Source organism: Serratia sp. YC16 (assembly GCF_009707615.1).
GTDB lineage: Bacteria > Pseudomonadota > Gammaproteobacteria > Enterobacterales > Enterobacteriaceae > Serratia > Serratia surfactantfaciens.
Window position 1 is genome coordinate 957,428 of the sequence record NZ_WLYN01000001.1, and the last position, 16,366, is coordinate 973,793.

The following is a 16,366-nucleotide window of genomic DNA, read 5'->3' on the forward strand; positions in this document are numbered from 1 at the left end:
AGTCATCACTATGTCGGGAACCGGGATAACCAAACCGAATTCGAACAGCCTGCCGAGCGGCTATCGATTCAACGAATTCGAGATCCAGGAAGCGATCGGCGAAGGCGGCTTCGGCATCGTCTACCGCGCCTACGATCACCAACTGGAACGCACCATCGCCATCAAGGAGTACATGCCAACCTCGCTGGCGAAACGTAACGACGATCTCAGCATCGGGCTGCGCGGCGAGCGCTTCGGCAAAACCTTCCAGGCCGGGCTGAACAGCTTTATTCAGGAGGCGCGTCTGCTGGCGCGCTTCTCGCACCCCGGCCTGCTGCACGTGCTGCGCTTTTGGGAAGAAAACGGCACCGCCTATATGGGCACCCAGTTCTACAGCGGCACCACGCTGAAAAACCTGCAGGCGCAGCATCCGGAGAAGATTGACGAAGCGTGGATACGCCGGCTGCTGCCGCCGCTGTTCAGCGCCATCAACACCATCCATCAGGAAGGCTACCTGCACCGCGACATTTCGCTGGATAACATCCAGATCCAGGAGAGCCAGCTGCCGGTGCTGCTGGACTTCGGGTCGGCGCGCAAAGAGATCGGCAACCTGTCGGACGAAACGGAGATCATGCTGAAACCGGGCTTTGCGCCGATCGAGCAGTACACCGAAAACAGCGACGGCGAACAGGGGCCATGGACCGATATTTACGCGCTGGGCGCCGTGCTGCACACGCTGATCGTCGGCTCGCCGCCGCCGGTCAGCGTGGTGCGCAGCATCGAAGACAGCTATCAACCGCTGGCCGATCGCCGCCCCGCCGGCTACTCGCCGGAGCTGCTGCGCACCGTCGACCGCGCGCTGGCGCTGAAGCCGGAAGACCGCCCGCAGACCATCGATGAAATGGCCGAGTTGTTGCAGCTGCCGATCGCCGATGAGAACGAAATCATCAGCACCCCGACGGCCGCGCCGGAGAACCTGCTGGTCGCCGCCAACCCGGCAGCCGCCGCTGCGGCCGCGGGCACCGTTACCGCGCGCAGCACCAAACTCACTCGCCCAGTGATGGCCGGCGCCGGCGTCGCGGTGCTGCTGGCGATCGGCGCCATCGCCTGGCTGAGCGGCGGCAAGGACGACGCTCAGGCCGTTGCCCAAAACACCGAGGTTTCACCGGCGCAGAAGACCCTGACGCAGCAGCCGAGCGCACCGCAAACCACGCCGCCTGCGCCGGTAGAACCTGAAAAAACGGCGCCGCAGCCGCAGCCGGTGGCGCTGGTGTACTTCAAACTGCAGCCGGGTGAGCAGGTTAGCCTCGACGGCAAGCCGCAGCAGGTGACGCCGGGCGAAAACGGCTTCGCCAGCCTGAACCTGGCGCCGGGCCGTTATCAGTTGGAGATCCGCCACAACGATCGGCTCCGCCGCCAGCAGCTCAGCATCGACAACGCCGGCACCTGGCTGGTCAATCCGGCCACCGCCGGCTGATGCTGGATTTGAAGCCCGCCGCGGCGGGTTTCCCCCTATTTCATGAGACTGACGCATGCGTCAATCACAGAGGACGTTCTCATGTTGGATCGCATTATTGCGCACACGCCACTGGGCCAAGAGCAACTGCTGTTCCGCTCGCTGGACGGTATCGAAGCGCTTTCCACTCCTTTCGACTTCTCTATTGAACTGCTGAGCACCGACGCGCGCCTCGATCGCAAAGCGCTGCTCGGCCAACCGCTGACGCTGGAGATCCCAACCCAGGGCTTTCTCAGCGCTCCGCGCTACCTGAACGGCAAGATCACCGCCATCGCCGTCAGCAGCGAAGAGATCGGCGGCACGCGCTACGCGGTGTATAACCTGCACGTGCAACCGGATCTGTGGCCGATGACCAAGGACCGCAACTTCCGCATCTTCCAGGAACAGACGGTGCCGCAGATCGTCAAAACCCTGTTGGCGGAGCATAACGTGCAGCTGGAAGATCAGCTGACCGGCGACTATCGCCTGTGGGGCTACTGCGTGCAGTACAACGAAAGCAGCTTCAACTTCATCAGCCGCCTGATGGAGCTGGAGGGCATCTATTACTATTTCAAGCACGAGATGGGCAAACACACGCTGGTGCTCGGGGATGCGCCCCACCACCACCAGCCTTATCCCGGCTACGAGATGATCCCCTACCACCTGACGCCCTCCGGCGGCAGCACCAGCGAGGAAGGCATCAGCCAGTGGACGCTGTCCGATCGCGTCACGCCGGGCATCTACAGCCTGGACGACTACGATTTCCGCAAGCCGAACGCCTGGCTGTTCCAGGCGCGGCAGAACCCGGTATCGCCGACGCCGGGGCAGATCGACGTTTACGACTGGCCGGGCCGATACACCGAGCATCAGCAGGGCGAGTTCTACGCCCGCGTGCGCCAGGAAGCCTGGCAAGCCGAGCATCAGCAGATTCGGGGCACCGCCACCGCGTTGGGCATCGCCCCCGGCAGCACTTTCACGCTGTATAACGCCCCGCACGCCGACGACAACCGCGAATATCTGACGCTGCAGGCCAACTATCACCTGAAAGAGAACCGCTACGCCAGCGGCGACGATCAGAGCAGCGAACACCGTATCGACTTCATCGTGCTGCCGGCAGACGTGCCCTGGCACCCGCCGCAGCAGGCCAGCTGGCCGAAAACCCACGGGCCGCAGACCGCCCGAGTCGTCGGCCCGGCCGGCGAATCGATCTGGACCGACAAATACGGCCGCATCAAGGTGAAGTTCCACTGGGACCGCTTCGGGCCGAAGGACGACGGCAGCTCCTGCTGGGTGCGCGTTTCCAGCGCCTGGGCCGGCCAGGGTTACGGCGGCGTGCAGATCCCGCGCGTCAACGACGAAGTGGTGGTGGACTTTATCAACGGCGATCCGGATCGGCCGATCGTCACCGGACGCGTCTATAACGAAGCCAGCATGCCGCCCTGGGCGCTGCCGGCCGCCGCTACCCAAATGGGCTTTATGAGCCGCACCAAGGACGGCACCGCCGACAACGCCAACGCCCTGCGCTTCGAAGACAAGGCCGGTGCCGAACAGGTGTGGATCCAGGCGGAACGCAACATGGACACCCAGGTCAAAAACGACGAGAGCCACACCATCGCTAACGATCACACCCACCTGGTAGGCGGCAACCAGATCAATCGGGTGGTGCTCAACCAGGCCAGCGGGGTCAAAGGCGACGCCTCCACGCTGACCGGCAAGACCCGCAGCGACGCCGCGGTCAACGCCTTTACCCTCGGTTCAGGCGAATCGCTGCGGCTGGAATGCGGCGAAAGCGTGATCGAGCTGCTGGCGAACGGCCAAATCAATATCACCGGCACCAGTTTCAATATCACGGTGAAAGAGGACGGGGAGATCAATACCGGCGGCCAGCTGGATCTTAACCAGCCCGGCGGCGCCGCGCGCACCGCCGCACCGGGCGGCGGCCATCAGGCGGCGATCCAGAGCGCCGTCGATCAGCTGTTCCCGGGAGGGAAATAGACCTAAGAATAGAATCGTTCCGAACGGCACGCAAAACGCACCTAAGGGCGTTTTGCGTAGCTCACGCCTTCCTCACCACTTCTTCACCGTCTGGTAAATCTCGAGGTCGAAATAGCCGTCGGCCTCGCAGTCGTTGAGATAGTGTTCATAGCTCGCCCCCTCAACCGGCTGATGGCCGCTGGCCGGCAGCAGCTTCTGATAGAACTCGCCCCACACCCGCTCGAAGTCGCCATCGCTGATGCGTACGCGGTAGACCGCATACTGCCCGGCGGGCAGCGTCTGTACCGCAACGCCCTCGCTACCCGCCGGCAGCGCGAAATCGTCCGCCACGGTCATCACCACGTCGGCGCGCAGCTTTTCCGGCGCCACTTCCGCCGGGTCGTCCCAATACAACACCAGCCATTTGCCGAACGGCACGCCGTGGTGCCGCCGCCAATCCAGCAGTTGCTGCGAGCCCTGCGGGATGGTCTGGGGATACGGCCCCACTACCCTCACCCCCACCACTTTTTCCGCCGCTTTATCGATAATCCTCACGCTCATCGCCCTTGCCTCCTCTCGTTATCTCAGGCGCCGATTTCGGTGCGCACGTCCAGCAGCTCAGGGAAGAAGGTCAGATCCAACGCCTTTTTCAGGAAGCTGACGCCGCTGGAACCGCCGGTGCCCGACTTAAAGCCGATGATCCGCTCCACCGTTTTCATATGGCGGAAACGCCACAAATGGAAGCTCTCTTCGATATCCACCAGCTTTTCCGCCATTTCATAGGCTTCCCAGTAGGTCTGCGGGTTGTCATAGATCACTTTGAACGCCGGCAGCAGATCCGGATTGCGCTGGTAAGGCTGTGTCCAGTCGCGCTCGAGGCACTCCTGCGGGATTGGCAGGCCGTGGCGCGCCAGGTAGAGCAAGTATTCGTCGTACAGGCTCGGCGCTTCCAGGATCGCTTTCAGCGCAGCGTGCTTTTCCGCGTCGTTGCTGAACACCGCCAACATGGCCGCATTCTTGTTGCCGAGCAGGAACTCGATCGACCGGTACTGGTGCGACTGGAAACCCGACGAGCTGCCCAGCACATCGCGGAACTCGACGTATTCCGACGGCGTCAGCGTTTCCAGCACCGCCCACTGTTCGAACAGCAGCCGCTGGATCTGTTTGACGCGCGCGAGGATTTTGAAGCAGTGGCTGAGTTTGTCCTGCTGCACCAGCCGCACCGCCGCCCGCAGCTCGTGCAGCATCAGCTTCATCCACAGCTCGGAGGTTTGGTGCTGTATCACGAACAGCATTTCGTCATGATGCGGCGGGTTGGAGAGCGGATGCTGGCAGTCCAGCAGTTGATCCAGGCACAGGTAGTCGCCATAGCTCATGCGTTTGGAAAAATCGGTGACAATCGCGCTTTCTAATTCCCGTTTGTTCATCTGTGATCTCCGTTGCGCCCAGCGCCCCATCGGCCTGGAACGTGCCGCAAAGAGAAAACAATAGTACAGAACCCGCCGCCCGGAAGGGCGATAAACGAGAGATGCTTCGCAGATCTCACTCATCTGCGTTAACACAGTGCCCCCACCCCCGTTGTTGTTTAGTAAACAACACGGCTGCCGCCTGACGACTCTCACAAATGCGCGATCCCATGCACGCGGCGCCCCGGTTGCAGCTTGCCTGCGGCCGGCTTCCCTTATAGATTGCAGGCTAACGGCAGGCAGCAAGGTAGCGGCAAATGGCAAATATTCGTGATGTGGCGCGGTTGGCCGGCGTGTCCATCAGCAGCGTGTCGAACCTGCTGAATAATCGCAGTCACCAGATGAGCGCGCAGACCCGTGAGCGCATCGAACGAGCGATGGCGACCCTGGGCTACCGGCCGGCTCAATCGGCGACGGCACCCACGCCGCAGGCGAAAATCATCGGCCTGCTGCTGCCGTCGATCGTTAACCCGAGCTTTTCGGCGCTGGCGCATGCGGTCGACGGCGCGGCGCGGGCTCACCGTTACCGGGTCTTGCTCGGCAACGCCTACCGCCAGGAGCAGGAGGAGGCCGCGTTTATCGACGATATGTTCCTGCATGGCGTGCGCGGCATCATCGTGGCGGCGAGCGACATTCGCCAGACCCATTTTGTTCGGGCCGCCGAGCGAGGCATGAAGATTGTCAGCTACGACAGCCCCTTTGCCGAGCAGATGGCCACCGATAGCCGGCTGTTCGACAGCGTGTCGATGGACAATATCGCCGCCGGGCGCCTGGCCGCGCAGCACCTGCTCGAACGCGGCTGCCGGCACATCGTGTTCGCCACCGAAGCGACGCTGACCGTGGGGCGCAGCCACAAGATCGACGGTTTTCTGAGCGCCCTGGGGCACAGCCTGAGCGAACGCCAACGGGTGATCGAAGGCAAGGCCACCAGCGCCTACGGCGACACGGAAATGTTCGAATTGGGGCTGACGCTGGCGCCGCGCGTTCTCGCGTTGGCGCCACGCCCGGACGGCATCGTGGCGATTAACGATGCGTTGGGCATCGGGCTGATGGTGGGCCTGCGCGCCACCGGCGTCCAGGTGCCCGCAGACATCTCGGTGATCGGCATCGACAATATCGCGCTGGCCGGCCTGGCCGAACCGGGGCTGACGTCCGTCCGGCCGCCGCTGGCGGAGATGGCGCAGCTGATGGTCGAACGCCTGATCGGCCGCATCAACAATGATTCGCAACCGCCCGGCGAGTTTCTCTTCCCGCCGACGGTCATCAGCCGGCGCTCCGTCAAAACCGCCGGTTAATACGGTAAAAACGGCTTACCCAGACGATGCGCAGCCGGCATCGTCCGGATCGGCGCAGCCAAAATCAGAGAAATAGAATCGTCGCAATAAATAAACGGCGCGACGCTTTATGCACGCAACGTCGTTATTCAGCACTCCGCTCATGACTTTGGGCCGGGCCGCTATTATTCCGATTAACCACATGGGGAAAAACCATGATGAAAAAAACAATGCCAAAGGATATTGAACGCAGCGCCATCAGGAAATTGACGCTGCATATTGTCCCCCTCATGATCTTGTTGTATTTCCTGGCCTTTCTCGACCGCAACAATATGGCCTACGCCGCCAAAGCGTTGGAAGATAATCTGGGATTGACCGCCTCGGCCTTCGGCTTCGCCTCCGGAATTTTCTTTATCGGCTATTTTCTGTTTGAAATACCCAGCAACGCCGGCACCATAAAATTCGGCCCGCGCATCTGGTTCGCCAGAATATTAATTTCCTGGGGCATCTTCGCGACCCTGCTCGGTTTTGTGCGCACGCCGATGGAGCTGTATATCTGCCGTTTTATGCTGGGCGTGTGCGAAGCCGGTTTCTTTCCCTCGGTGGTGTATTACTTCACGGTGTTCTTCCCGGAAAAGTACCGCACCAAAATTCTCGGCATGTTCATCATCGTCCAGCCGCTGTCCAACGCCGTCGGCTCGCCGATTTCCGGCTTTATTCTCAATATTCAGCACGATTGGTTCGGGTTCGCCCCCTGGCAACTGCTGTTCATTCTCGAAGGGCTGCCGCCGATCGTCATCGGCCTGCTGATTCCGTTCCTGATCAAGAATTCGCCCAAAGACGTCGGCTATCTGAACGTAGAGGAAAAAGCCTGGCTGATGAGCAACGCCGGCCGTTCCAAATCCGGCTCCAAAATCACGCTGGGCGACTTCCTGAAAGGAATTAAAAACAAAAAATACCTGCTCTACGCGCTGCTCAACTTCGGCATGGTGTGCGGCATTTATGGCTTCGGCACCTGGCTGCCGTCCATCATCGGCGCCATTTCCGGCGGCGATATCTTCCGCGTCAGCCTGCTGGCGCTCATTCCCTACGGCCTGGCCGCGCTGCTGGTCTATCCGTGGAGCCTGTGGGCCAGCAAAACCAAAAAACTCGGCGTATTCGCCGGCCTCAGCATGGTGATCGCCGCCATCGGCCTGATGGGCGCGGTGACATTTTTTAAATACGACCCGTTCGTCGCGCTGTCGTTCCTGTGCATCGCCGCCATCGGCATCTACACCGCCGTGCCGCCGTTTTTATCCATGCCCGCCAACATTTCCACCGGCGCGGCGGCGGCGGCCGGGCTGGCGGTGGTCAGCTGCATCGGCAATATCGGCGGCTTCGTCGCCCCCTATGCGGTGGGCGTGCTGAACGATCTGACCGGCAGCAGCGCGCCGGGGCTGTTTTTCCTGGCCTCGTGCCTGCTGGCGACCGGTTTGACCTGCATTTTCTACTGCGCCAAACAGCGTGAAGGCGTCATCAATTCTTAACGAACCAATAAGGAGTCAATCATGGGCGATCTTGCGGGCAAAAAGGTCTTTATCACCGGGGCGGAACAGGGCATCGGCCGCGCCACCGCGGAGCGGCTTATCAAGGCCGGTTGCGACATCTATTTTCATTACCACAGCGACGAAAGCGGCCCCAAGGCGCTGGTGGCGCTGGCCCATTCTCTCGGGCAAAAGGCCGCTTACGGCTATGCCGATCTCATCGACACCGACGAAACGCGGCGCTGCGTCTCGGCCGGCGCAGAATTTCTCGGCGGCATCGATATTCTGATCAATAACGTCGGCGGCATCGTCGGGCGCAAATGGCTGGGCGAGATCGACCGCGCCTTTTGGCAAACCGTGATCGACGTGAACATGACCACCATGCTGAACGTGACCCAGAGCGCGCTGCCGCATCTGAAAGCGGCGCCTGACGGCGCCAGCATCGTCAACCTGGCCTCGCTGGCCGGCCGCACCGGCGGGCACTCGGGCTCGCTGGCCTATTCCGCCACCAAAGGTGCGGTGCTCACCTGGACGCGCTCGCTGGCGGCGGAGCTGGGCGAGTACGGCATCCGGGTGAATGCGGTGGCGCCCGGCCTGATCCTCGGCACCCGTTTCCACAATCGCCACACCACCCAGGCATCGGCGGAGGAAACCGTTCGCGCCATCCCACTGGGCCGCGCAGGCACGCCGGACGACGTAGCGCGCGCCATCGCCTTTCTGGCGGCGGAGTTCGACGGCTTCATCTCCGGCGCCACCCTCGACATCAACGGCGGCATCTACCGCATGTAATTCAGCTGCGGGCGGCGCGGCTGCCGCCCCCTATTCAGGTATCGCTTTATGATCAAATCCGCCATCACCCACCCGCCGCTGCTCGCCGCGCTGGCGCAATGCGGGCATAAAACCCAGGTGCTGATCGCCGACGGCAACTACGCCTGCGTGACCCACGCGCCGAAAGACGCCACCGTGGTCTATCTGAACCTGGCGCCCGGCACCCTCGCCGCCCCGCCGATCCTGGAAAAACTGCTGGCCTGCATCAACGTGGAAAGCGCTGCGCTGATGGCCTGCCCGCCGGACTTCACCAACACCATCGAAGCCGAATACCGGCAGCTGCTACCGGCTCATTGCCCGGTCGAACACCTGCCGCGCGAGGCGTTTTACGCCGCGGTCAAATCGGATCGAACGCTGCTGGTGATCGCCTCCGGCGAACAGCGCCGTTTCGCCAATCTGCTGCTGACAGTGGCGCCGGTGGTGTGAAAGAGGTAGAGGGTGTGAGGGGTAAAATGAGGGGGCCAGCCCCCTCATGCCGTTACAGGTCAGCGACCCACTTCTCCAGCTCCCCCGCACGTTCCGCATCGATATAGCTGGTGGCCCAGCCAAACAGGTAAGCGAAGGCGAAAATGCCCACCGTCGACGACACCAGCGTCGGCGCGAAAAACGCGGCGATAGCGGAAAGCGTATACCCTGCGCCGATCGACAACCCGAGCGCTTCGAGCTGGTTGCGGAACGCTTTCCAGTTGCCGGTTGAGAAACCTTCAATCGCGGCGTTTACCAGATCCGCGCCTTTGATCGCCCAATCCACCCCGGTGAAGACCTTGCCCAATACCCGCGCATTGCGGGCATACTGTTCCGCATCGATCATTTTCAGCCAGGTGACAATCGCCGCTTTGTCCTGCGCCTTGAGTTTTTTGTTCAGGCCCTTCGTCAATTGCTCGTAGGTTTTCTCCGCATCTTGCACGTTGCGGATATATTTTCCTTGTATTCCCGCCTCCAAATCCTTGGCGAGTTTGGCGTATTTCGCGCCTATCTTTTCCGCGATATCTTTATTGATACCTGCGGCCAGGCTGACGCCATCCTTGATGGCTTTTAATTCCGCATTTTGATATTCGACGAATTCCTTAACGATCGTTTTTACCGAGCCGGGCGATTTTACCGGTTTGCCGTTGGCATATTTCACCTCCATGGCATTCAGGTTATCCCCTCTCACCACGGCGATAAACGCGGGCCGGTTCTTATTGGCCTTATAGTAGAGGTTGTAGGTCGCCACTCCGTCTTGCTTTTCCACCTTCAAATGATGAAAACCGTAGTAACTCCCGGTCGTGCGGGTCGTCGAGAATTCGCCGGTTTTGCCGTTGCCATGCCAGCCGCTGACGGGCCGATCGCGATGCGAGTCTGTCACGAAACTGCCTAACGAAGAGGCGCCGATCTGCCCGGCATTCAGGCCATTGTTGCCGCCTTTGCCAGGAGTTGAGGGCTTGCGCGCATGGCCGGTTTCGATATCCCCGATCGCCACTGTCACCCCCTTGGCGTTGACCCCCATCACCAGCCCCCCCAGGCCAATGTGCTTCGCCTGCTCGGCCGTCAAACCGGTGGCGGAAAGGCTCAGCGTGCCGGATGGGCTGACGCTTTCAATATGCAATTTCGCATCCGGGTTAATTCTGCGCGCCGCCTTAATCACCGCCTCCAGCTTCATGCGCAGCGCCGGATCGTTTTGGATCGCCGCTATCTGTTGCTGTTCCGGGCTGTTGCCAACGCCGGCGCCGCCGCGATCGCGATCGCCGGAATGGCCTTTATCGCCGCCCCCTGGCTCAGGGCCCGTACCGCGTTCAGAACTCCAGTTAGTCCCATCTCCTTTACCGCCATAATTAAATCCAGGCATATGCTTTCATCCTTATTTCGTTTTATTTTTAAGATGCCGATATTCTCGTTTAACGCGGATTGACACGCGCATTATCCCTATCGGCAAACCGTTTTTAGCTGCCCGTCATTTATAAAAAACTGCAGAAATAAGGACAACGGATGGCGGCTGTCTGGTCGGTGAAACAAATAGGATCGCGTCTGCAGAACCTGAATATATCGCCGCGGGACACACCTGGATGGCTGCGACCTGTTCAGAAGTCATTGGCACATACCATGAATTGCAATTACAATCATCGCACTTGCAACTTAAAGAGAATGCTCCGCATGTCGCCTCAACGTATAACACTGCCCGCCGCCTCGGCCAGAACCCAAACCCTGGCCGAAGCCTGTATCCGCAAGATGACCTCCGCCAGCCAAAAAGCCGGCGCTTCGCGCCCTTCTGCCAGCGCCTGGACGGCGCAAACTCTGGGCGAACTCAACGCCAGCGGCGACATCTGGCTTATCGACGGCAGAAGGCGCGCCGAGCCGCCGATTTCCCGCTACGCCACCGCCTGGCCGCTCTGGTTTGGCCATCAATCAGAGCGTTATGAGAAGCCGCTGTTTTACTTCGTCAACACGCCCTCGGTGGACATGCTCCGCGGGCTTGAGCCGGAAACCAATCGCAAGGGGATTTTCATCAGCGATGCAGATACCGGCAGTGCCGATTTGCCGAAAGGCGTTCAGGCCTGGTTCCCGCTTCAGCTCACGGCCATGCCGGGCTGGTTGCCTTTCGATCCGGCCAATGCCAGAGAAACCGGCGCGATACTCCATCACGCCCTGCGCGCGCTCTATCTGGAGGGAACGAGAAAGATGGTGTATCTCGCGACCAACGCAGACAATGGCCCCCTCTCTTCAGGGGAGCCGTTTGTCGCAGAACAGGCGTTCAGGGGAATGTATCGCGTCGCCACCGCGGCAGACTCACCGTTGCAGGTTCGTCTGTGCGGCGCCGGCCGTGCGCTCGCCCGCGTTCAGCAGGCGGCCGAGGTATTGAAAAACTGGGGGATTGCGTCTGAAATCTGGAGCTGCCCCAGCTACACGCGGTTGGCGCAGGACGCCGAACTCGCCGACATGCAGCGCCAGGACAGCGGCGGCAAATGCCATCTGAAAACGTGCCTGGGTGCCGGGAATGCCCCCGTCGTCGCCGTCACCGACTACTCGCACCTGATTGCCAATCAGCTCAAGCGATTCATTCCCGCCCGCTTTGCCGCGGTGGGCTCAGATTCACGGGTGCGCGGCGAAATCCACTACCCGCAGGCGGAATGGATTGCGCTCTGCGCCCTCAAACTGCTGGCCGACGAGCAGAAAATCCCTTCGGCGCTGATCGCCGATGCGCTGCGCGTTCTGCACATCACACCCGCTGCCTGATCACTCTCTGGCCAGCTGCATCGCGTTGTCCAACGCGTCGGAGAAGCGTGCGATCTCTTCTTCGCTGAACTGGTTGAGAAAATGGGTGTTGACCACCGTGCGGTAGATCTCCCACATCTTTTTCCGCAGGGCCTTGCCTTCCTCGGTGATAGTCGCGAAGGAGGCCCGGCGATCGTCATCCGATCGAAAACGCGTGACCAGCCGCTCTTTTTCCAGGCGATCCATCAGGCGGGTCAGGTTGTAACGCTCAATCACCAACACGTCCGCCAGCTCATGCATGCGGCGTGTGCCGTTTTCCCCGCTTTCCAATCCCCATAACACGTCATACCAGGCGTAAACCGGCAGCCCCGCCTCCGACAACTTCGCCTCTATCTTTCTGATCATCGCCCGATGCGCGCGCACAAAGGAGAACCACAGGTCGGGTTGTTTATCTGTCATGTCATTTTTCTCGTCAAAAGCGGTGAGTTGCAATTGCAATTGTAAAGGGATAGAGTGGCTTTCGCCATTGTTGCATTTGCAACTCTTGCACTTGCAATTCAATAAACCCCTGTATCGCTCAGCGCCTTATCAGGTAAGTACATTTGGAGCTTTTATGAACCAACCCGTGGTTAAAGCAGATCTTGACCCGCAAGAGACGGCTGAATGGCTTGAGGCATTTGAAGGCGTCACCGATATCGATGGCCGTGAGCGCGCGCATTTTTTACTGGAGAAAATGGCCGAAGCCGATCAGCGAAAACACGGCGATTTCTTCAGCCTGGTCACCACGCCCTACGTGAACACCATTCCGGCTTATAAGCAGCCGACGTATCCCGGCGATCTGGCCGCTGAAGCGCGCATCAATGCATTTATTCGCTGGAACGCCATGGCGATGGTGCTGCGCGCCGGCAAACATTCCAACGTTGGCGGGCATATCGCCACCTACCAGTCGGCCGCAGTGCTTTACGATGTGGGATTCATGCACTTCTTCCGTGGGCGCACCGATGATTTCGCCGGCGACATGGTGTATATCCAGGGCCACTCCGCCCCCGGTATTTATGGCCGTGCCTATCTCGAAGGCCGCATCGACGAGGAGCTGCTCGACAACTTTCGTCGCGAATCCGCGCACCGTGGCCTCTCCTCCTACCCGCACCCGCGGCTGATGCCGGATTTCTGGCAATATCCCACCGTTTCGATGGGGCTGGGGCCGCTGACCGCCGCCTACCAGGCGCGCTACATGCGTTATCTGGAATACCGCGAGCTGAAACCTCACCAGGGAAGAAAGGTGTGGGCGTTCCTCGGCGACGGCGAGATGGATCAACCGGAATCGCTGGCGGCGATTGCGCTGGGCGGACGAGAAAAACTCGATAACCTGATCTTCGTCGTGAACTGTAACCTGCAGCGGCTGGATGGCCCCGTGCGCGGCAACGGCAAGATCATTCAGGAACTGGAGGGCACCTTCAAAGCCGCCGGCTGGCAGGTAATCAAGGTGATCTGGGGCAGCGGCTGGGACAAACTGCTGCAAAAAGACCGCTCCGGACTGCTGATGCAGCGGATGATGGAGTGCGTCGACGGCGATTACCAGACCTTCAAATCGCAAAGCGGCGCCTATGTGCGGGAGCATTTCTTCGGCAAGTACCCGGAATTGCTCGAGCTGGTCGCCGACCTGAGCGACGATGAGATCTGGGCGCTGCACCGTGGCGGCCACGATCCGCAAAAGGTGTACGCCGCCTACCATCAGGCGGTGCATACCACGGGCAGACCGACGGTGGTGCTGGCCAAAACCGTCAAAGGGTTTGGCATGGGGGAAGCCGGTGAAGGGCAGAACATCAACCACCAGCTGAAAAAAATGAGCCAGGATGCGGTGAAAGCCTTCCGCGACCGTTTAGGGCTGACAATCTCCGACGCCCAACTGGCAGAGATCCCTTACCTGAAGCCTGAACCCGACAGCGCGGCGGCGAAGTACATCACCGCGACGCGCACTGCGCTGGGCGGCTACATCCCTGCCCGCTTCGGCCAATCCGCTCCGCTGGCGATACCGGAACTATCGCGCTTCGACGGCCTGCTGAAGGGCAGCGGCGAACGCAACATGTCGACCACCATGGCTTTCGTCAATATCCTCGGCACGCTGCTCAAAGACGCCAACATCGGCAAACTGATTGTGCCCATCGTGCCGGACGAATCGCGCACGTTCGGCATGGAAGGCCTGTTCCGCCAGATTGGCATCCATTCCTGGCTCGGCCAGCTGTATACCCCGCAAGACGCCGGGCAGCTCAGCTACTACAAAGAGGCCAAAGACGGCCAGATTTTGCAGGAAGGCATCAACGAATCCGGCGCGATATCGACCTGGATCGCCGCCGGCACCGCCTACAGCAACCACGATGTCGCGACAATCCCGTTCTATATCTTTTACTCCATGTTCGGGCTGCAGCGGGTGGGCGATCTCGCCTGGGCAGCGGCAGACGCGCGCACCAAGGGCTTCCTGCTCGGCGCCACCTCCGGCAGAACCACCCTGATGGGCGAAGGCTTGCAGCATGACGACGGCCACAGCCACGTGCTGTCTTCCGTCATTCCCAGCTGCGTCTCCTACGATCCGACCTATGCCTATGAACTCGCAGCGATCGTTCAGAGCGGCATGCGCAGGATGTTCGTTGAACAAGAGGATATTTACTACTACATCACCTTGCTCAACGAAGGATACCCGCAGCCGCCGATGCCGGCGGGCGTGGAGGACGGGATTATCCAGGGCGCCTATTTGCTCAAACAGAACGAAACGGCAAACCAAGAGAGCCCGCGCGCTCAGCTGGTCGCCAGCGGCGCCATCATGCGCGAGGCGCTGGCGGCGGCGGCGCTGTTGGCCGAGGACTTTGGCGTCGCCAGCGATATCTGGAGTGCCACCAGCCTGAGCGAACTGCGCCGTAACGGCATGGCGGCCGAACGCTGGAACCTGCTGCACCCGGAAGACCCGCCGAAAGTCCCTTATATACAGAGTCTGCTGGCGGCGCATCCTGGCCCGGTGGTGGTGGCGACGGACTATATGAAGATCGTCGGCGATCAGATCAAACCGTTCTTGCCGGACCGCGCCTTTATCACCTTGGGCACCGATGGCTTTGGCCGCTCGGACACCCGCGAGGCGCTACGTGAGTTCTTCGAGGTCAACCGCCATTTCATCGCGCTCGCCGCGTTGAAACTGCTGGCTGACGAAGGCCGTATCGCCCGCAGCGAGGTCAACCGCGCCATGGTGCTGTATGGCATCGCCCCCGATAAGCCGGATCCGGCAGCGGTGAAGTAACGCATAGCCTACTCACGCCGCCGGCTGTCACCCGCGGCGTTTTTCCGCCTTCGGCTCGGCATCACGCGGCTCCCGCTCCCCCAACCGCACCAGCGGGATATCCGCCAGCCGGGTGGTGTAAGCCGGCGACAGCATTTCGCGCTTCATTTGCCACGGCTTGACGATCCCCTGCCCGGCGAACCACACACGCCCGCGCCCCTCCTGATTCAGACGATCGATGGTCGCCATCAGCTGACTGCCGTTGCGGCGCGGCGGACAGTCGTCGAACAGGTCGATCTGCGCCATGGCGGCGGCGCTGAAATCCCCCAGCACCACGCCGCCCTTCAAGTAGCGTCGCCCTTCCAGCCAGATGCTCTCCAGCGCACGCACCGCCATGGCGATAATGTCACGGCTGTCGTTGCTCGGCGTTTGCAGCCGGGCGGTGCCCATATTGCTGTAATACCCTTCGCCCGCCGAATGCGGGCTGGTTTTGATAAACACCGACACATTGCGACAGTAGCGCTTTTCCTGCCGCAGCTTCTCGGCGGCGCGTTCGGCGTAGCTGCAGATCGCCTCGCGCATGTGCGGGTAATGCGTCAGGCGCTGGCCGAACGAACGGGAACAGATGATCTGCTCTTTGGCCGCCGCTTCATCCTCCCATTGCAGGCATGACTCGCCGCGCAGCTCTCGTATCGTGCGCTCCAGCACCACGCTGAAGGTTTTACGCGCCAGCCGGGTATCGCAGTCCGCCAGCTGCAGCGCGGTGTGAATGCCCATCGCCTGCAGCTGACGGGTCAGGCGGCGGCCCACGCCCCACACCTCCTCCACCGGGATTAACGCCAGCAGCTTGCGCTGGCGCGCCGGATCGGACAAGTCCACCACGCCGCCGGTCCCCCGCCATTTCTTGGAGGCAAAGTTAGCCAACTTGGCCAGCGTTTTACTCGGTGCAATGCCGACCCCGACCGTCAAATGCAGCTCGCGCCGGATGCGATCGCGCACCCGATGACCGAACGGTTCCAGCGCCTCGCAGTGCGCCACGCCGTCCAGCCGCAGAAAGGCTTCGTCCAGCGAATAAATCTCCACCGCCGGCGCCATCTCCTCCAGCGTGTCCATCACCCGGCGGGACATATCGGCGTACAGCGCGTAGTTGGAGGAGAACACCGCGACGTTACGGCGGCGCATCTCCTCTTTGATCTTGAAATAAGGCGCGCCCATCGGCACGCCCAGCGCCTTCGCCTCGGCGTTGCGGGCGATCACACAGCCGTCGTTGTTGGACAGTACGATCACCGGCCGCCCTTGCAGGTCGGGTCGGAAGATGGTTTCGCAGGAAGCGTAGAAGCTATTGACGTCTACCAGGGCGAACATGG

At 61.1% G+C, this 16,366-nt stretch carries 13 protein-coding genes; 8 read left to right on the forward strand and 5 right to left on the reverse strand.

Features of this window, described 5'->3' with window-relative positions:
* The first annotated feature begins 10 nt into the window (after positions 1-10).
* Positions 11-1,456: a serine/threonine protein kinase gene (locus GKN89_RS04485; RefSeq protein ID WP_154746412.1), complete on the forward strand. Its 1,446-nt coding sequence runs from the start codon at positions 11-13 to the stop codon at positions 1,454-1,456.
* An 81-nt stretch (positions 1,457-1,537) separates the two neighbouring features.
* Positions 1,538-3,469 (forward strand): type VI secretion system Vgr family protein, encoded by a 1,932-nt coding sequence (locus GKN89_RS04490; RefSeq protein ID WP_154746413.1) that lies wholly within the window; start codon positions 1,538-1,540, stop codon positions 3,467-3,469.
* A gap of 72 nt (positions 3,470-3,541) precedes the next feature.
* Here the strand turns inward: GKN89_RS04490 and sbmC are convergent, their stop codons facing one another.
* Positions 3,542-4,009 (reverse strand): DNA gyrase inhibitor SbmC, encoded by a 468-nt coding sequence (sbmC, locus tag GKN89_RS04495; RefSeq protein WP_019453008.1) that lies wholly within the window; start codon positions 4,007-4,009, stop codon positions 3,542-3,544.
* A gap of 23 nt (positions 4,010-4,032) precedes the next feature.
* Positions 4,033-4,875 carry a tryptophan 2,3-dioxygenase gene (gene kynA, locus GKN89_RS04500; RefSeq protein WP_019453009.1) on the reverse strand — a complete coding sequence of 281 codons (843 nt, stop codon included), beginning with the start codon at positions 4,873-4,875 and terminating at the stop codon, positions 4,033-4,035.
* A gap of 296 nt (positions 4,876-5,171) precedes the next feature.
* Between kynA and GKN89_RS04505 the strand changes: the two genes are divergently transcribed.
* The 4 genes from GKN89_RS04505 (at position 5,172) to GKN89_RS04520 (ending at position 8,965) form a co-directional block, all read left to right on the forward strand.
* On the forward strand, positions 5,172-6,209 hold the full coding sequence (locus tag GKN89_RS04505; protein ID WP_154746414.1) for a LacI family DNA-binding transcriptional regulator: 1,038 nt from the start codon (positions 5,172-5,174) through the stop codon (positions 6,207-6,209).
* Positions 6,210-6,478: 269 nt separating this feature from the next.
* Positions 6,479-7,714: an MFS transporter gene (locus tag GKN89_RS04510; RefSeq protein WP_230328945.1), complete on the forward strand. Its 1,236-nt coding sequence runs from the start codon at positions 6,479-6,481 to the stop codon at positions 7,712-7,714.
* 21 nt (positions 7,715-7,735) lie between these two features.
* Positions 7,736-8,500, forward strand: a complete 765-nt coding sequence (locus GKN89_RS04515; RefSeq protein WP_019453016.1) for an SDR family NAD(P)-dependent oxidoreductase — start codon at positions 7,736-7,738, stop codon at positions 8,498-8,500.
* A 48-nt stretch (positions 8,501-8,548) separates the two neighbouring features.
* The gene (locus tag GKN89_RS04520) at positions 8,549-8,965 is read left to right on the forward strand and encodes an RbsD/FucU domain-containing protein (RefSeq protein WP_019453017.1); all 417 of its coding nucleotides are present in this window, start codon (positions 8,549-8,551) and stop codon (positions 8,963-8,965) included.
* Positions 8,966-9,017: 52 nt separating this feature from the next.
* On the opposite strand, the gene GKN89_RS24505 is transcribed toward GKN89_RS04520, so the two are convergent.
* Positions 9,018-10,367, reverse strand: coding sequence for a colicin-like pore-forming protein (locus tag GKN89_RS24505; RefSeq protein WP_021505755.1), 1,350 nt, complete (start codon positions 10,365-10,367; stop codon positions 9,018-9,020).
* Positions 10,368-10,672: 305 nt separating this feature from the next.
* Here GKN89_RS24505 and GKN89_RS04530 point away from each other — a divergent pair, with 305 nt between their 5' ends.
* Positions 10,673-11,752, forward strand: a complete 1,080-nt coding sequence (locus tag GKN89_RS04530) for a pyruvate dehydrogenase (lipoamide) (protein ID WP_154746415.1) — start codon at positions 10,673-10,675, stop codon at positions 11,750-11,752.
* Here the strand turns inward: GKN89_RS04530 and GKN89_RS04535 are convergent, their stop codons facing one another.
* On the reverse strand, positions 11,753-12,190 hold the full coding sequence (locus tag GKN89_RS04535) for a MarR family winged helix-turn-helix transcriptional regulator (RefSeq protein WP_015378305.1): 438 nt from the start codon (positions 12,188-12,190) through the stop codon (positions 11,753-11,755).
* A gap of 154 nt (positions 12,191-12,344) precedes the next feature.
* Here GKN89_RS04535 and aceE point away from each other — a divergent pair, with 154 nt between their 5' ends.
* Positions 12,345-15,020 carry a pyruvate dehydrogenase (acetyl-transferring), homodimeric type gene (aceE, locus tag GKN89_RS04540; protein ID WP_154746416.1) on the forward strand — a complete coding sequence of 892 codons (2,676 nt, stop codon included), beginning with the start codon at positions 12,345-12,347 and terminating at the stop codon, positions 15,018-15,020.
* 27 nt (positions 15,021-15,047) lie between these two features.
* Here aceE and umuC read toward each other — a convergent pair whose 3' ends face one another.
* Positions 15,048-16,364, reverse strand: a complete 1,317-nt coding sequence (gene umuC / locus GKN89_RS04545; protein WP_154746417.1) for a translesion error-prone DNA polymerase V subunit UmuC — start codon at positions 16,362-16,364, stop codon at positions 15,048-15,050.
* Between the last annotated feature and the right edge of the window lie 2 nt (positions 16,365-16,366).